3 protein-coding genes are annotated in these 3311 nt (G+C 76.4%); 2 read left to right on the top strand and 1 reads right to left on the bottom strand.

Annotated elements, in window-relative coordinates; all coding sequences use genetic code 11:
• Positions 1-477 (top strand): DUF6319 family protein (locus ACTUAL_RS24190; RefSeq protein ID WP_440901858.1); only part of this gene is annotated, 477 nt, incomplete at its 5' end.
• Positions 478-999: 522 nt separating this feature from the next.
• Here ACTUAL_RS24190 and ACTUAL_RS24195 read toward each other — a convergent pair.
• On the bottom strand, positions 1000-2544 hold the full coding sequence (locus ACTUAL_RS24195; RefSeq protein WP_440901859.1) for an alpha/beta hydrolase: 1545 nt from the start codon (positions 2542-2544) through the stop codon (positions 1000-1002).
• A 63-nt stretch (positions 2545-2607) separates the two neighbouring features.
• Between ACTUAL_RS24195 and ACTUAL_RS24200 the strand changes: the two genes are divergently transcribed.
• On the top strand, positions 2608-3311 hold a 704-nt coding region (locus tag ACTUAL_RS24200), incomplete at its 3' end, for an EamA family transporter (protein WP_440901860.1).

Raw genomic sequence — 3311 nt, forward strand, 5'->3', positions numbered from 1 at the left:
GCCAAGGACGAGCTGTCCTTCTCCCCGGCCGAGCTCACCCTGGAGAAGCCCGCCCCCCGCAAGAAGGAGCCCGCCCCGCCCCCACCGCCACCCGCCGCCACCCCGGCGGCGGCGACGTCGGTGGAGCCGACCCCGGTCGAGCACATCTACACGCCCGAACCGCCCCCGAAGCCCAAGCCCGCCGCGAAGCCCGCGCCGAAGAAGCCCGCCAGGGGCGTCGAGGTGACGGTCACGCTCAACTCCACCGCCGACGGCGAGTGGACCGTGGACGTGCAGAGCGGCAGCAAGCGCACCCTGCGCGCGGCGCCCATCTCCGCCGCGCTGGTCGCCCAGGCGGCCCGGTCGCTGCTGCCCGAGGTGCACGAGGCGGTCGAGGGCGTGCTCGCGGCGGCGCGGGAGAAGCACCTCGCCCGCGTCGAGCAGTTGCGGTCCGAGCTGGAGGCGGCGCAGCGGGCGCTGGACGAGCTGTCCGAGTGACCCCGGTGTCGCCGGAACGCTCGGCCCGGTGACCACGCAGTGCTACTCAGTGGTGATCTGCACTCCGCGATCGGGTGAGGGTACTTCCGCTGCGCAGCGACAGGGCGCACGGTGAGGGCGAAATACCTTCGGGAGCGGGTAGGACCGCTCGACACGGGGAGGTCAATCATGGCGGTAGAGAGCACGGCGGCGGAGCGGCCCGCGGCCGGGGGTTGCGGCTGCTGCGGCGGCTGCACCGGCCCTGGGTGCGGCTGCTGCTCCAGCTGCTGACGAGGACGAACGGGTTCCGGCCCCGGTCGCGCCACGCGCGCGGCCGGGGCCGGTCCGCGTCCGCGCCCACCCCCGCGGGGCGTTCACCGCGCGCACCCCCCCGGAACCCCCGCGCCGACGCGGAACGGTTCGGGGAGCGCGCCGGGCGCCCACCCCGGAAACCGGCCCGAGCACGCCGACGGGGGCACGTCCGGGGCTCCTGAAGCCCCCGTCCGCACCCCCGAGTGGTCACCAACCGTCACCGGGCGCCGGTCACGGCGGGCACACGGTGTTGTCCGACGGCACCTTCCCGTCGACCAGGAAGTCCTTCGCGAACCCCGCCGCGCAGGCCGAGTTCACCAGCGCCCCGTGCCCACCGCCCTGCCAGCCGACCAGCACCCCGCCGGGCAGCGACTGGGCCACCCGCTCGGTCCCCGCCCTCGGCGTCACCGGGTCGGCGTTCGTGCTCACCACGAGCACCGGCGGCGTCTGCTCCAGCTTCGGCGCCTTGTCCAGCTGCGGCACCGGGAACGGCCCGCACACCAGCAGCTGCCGCGCGTGCCACGCCCCGAACAGCGGGTGCTTCGACCCCCAGTCCTCCGCCAGCGCCGCCACCCGCTCGGGCGGCACCCGCGAGGAGGTGTCGTTGCAGGTCGTCACGATGCCCGCGTCCAGCCGGGGCGGGTCCGCCTCGGTGCCGCCCACCAGCGGGGCGACGAACCGCGCCAGCGGCGCCCCGTCCCCGCCCTCGGCGGCCACCAGCGCGTCGGCCAGCTCCGCCCAGCGCCCCCGCTCGGCCAGCCCGACCAGCACCGCCCTGGTCGCGGTGCCCGCCGTCACGTCGAGCCCGGCCGGGTCCCGCAGCGGCGTGGCCCGCAGCTCCTCCAGCAGCGCCGTGAACCGCTCCTCCGCGTCCGACCCGAGCGCGCACCGGCGCACCGCGCAGTCCGCCGCGAACGCCGCGAACGCCTCCTGCGCCGCCACCGCCCTCGCCTCGGCCACACCCATCACGTCCAGCGTCGGGTCGGGGGCCCCGTCCAGCACGAACCGCCCCACCGCCGACGGGTACCGCGCCGCGTAGGTGGTCAGCACCTTCGAGCCGTCGCCGACCCCGATCGCGTTCAGGTGGCCCAGCCCCAGCTCGCCGCGCAGCTGCTCCAGGTCGGCGGCCGTGCGCCAGCTGTCCAGCGCGGTCAGCTGGTTCTCCATGTCCAGCACGCACTCCTGGCTGGCCCGCCCGACGTGCTCCAGCAGCCGCTCCTGCGAGGCCGCCGCCGGGTCCGACTCGACGATCCCCAGCCGCGCGGGCCCCGGAACGCACTGCACGCCGTCCGAGCTGCCGGTGCCCCGGCGGTCCACCCCGATCAGCGTGAACGTCCGCAGCAGCTCGGCGGGCAGCGCGGCGGCCATCCGGGCCGCCAGCACCGTGCCGGGATCGCCGTCCGGGTCGCCGAGCACGACCAGCGCGCTCTTGCCCGACCCCACCTTCAGCAGCTCCACCTGCAACGACCCGCGACCGGGGCGGCTGGGCGCGTCCAGCCGGGCGCTCATCCGCGCGCAGTCGTAGGTGAGCCCGCCGGTGGGCGCCCCGTCGCTCATCCGGGTCTTGGTCACGGCGGTGCAGTCGGACCAGTCGATCCGGCCGCCGAAGTCCTCGAGGCCCGGCAGCTCCCGCGTCCCGGACGTCGTGGTGGGTGGCGCCTGCCCGTCCCCGCCGCCACGCACGGCGATCACCGGCCGCGTCGACGGGCCCGCGCTGCACGCCGCCAGCGCGCTCAGTGCCACCAGGAACAGGGCGGCGTGACGCCGACGCGGCACAGTCGTTCCCACCTCTCAGACGACGGACATCGCAAAGAGTCACACAGTCCAGGTGAGACTTCGGTGAGTGCCACGGGGGACGATGGGGCCGTGGTCACCGCGCACGCCGACAGCACCCCCGCACCCCGCCCGCCGCTGGCCGCCGCCTCTGCCGCGATGGCCAGGGGGGTGTCGGCCGTCCCGCCCACCGCGCTGCTCCTGCTGGGGGTGATCAGCGTCCAGGTGGGCGCGGCGGTCGCCAAGCACCTGTTCGCGCAGGTCGGGGCGTCCGGGGCGGTCGCGCTGCGGCTCGTGCTGGCCGCGCTGGTGCTGGTGGCGGTGTGGCGGCCGTCGCTGCGGATGCCCGCGCGGACGTGGGCGGTGGTCGGCGGGTTCGGCGTGGTCCTCGGGGCGATGAACCTGCTCATCTACCAGGCGATCGAGCGCATCCCGCTGGGCGCGGCGGTCACCATCGAGTTCCTCGGTCCGCTGGCGGTGGCGGTGCTCGGGTCCCGGCGCTGGGTGGACGGGCTGTGGGCGGTGCTCGCCGGGGGCGGGGTGCTGCTGCTGGCCAGGGCGGACGGCGGGCTGTCGGTCGCCGGGGTGGCGTTCGCGCTGGGGGCGGCGGCGTGCTGGGCCGCGTACATCCTGCTGTCGGCCGCCGTGGGCGGGCGCACCAGCGGGGGCCGAGGGCTGGCGCTGGCGATGGTCGTCGGGGCGCTGGTGGTCCTGCCGTTCGGGATCGGCGAGGCAGGCGCGGAGCTGGTGGAGCCGACGGTGCTGCTGAT

It is taken from the genome of Actinosynnema sp. (genome assembly GCF_052038725.1).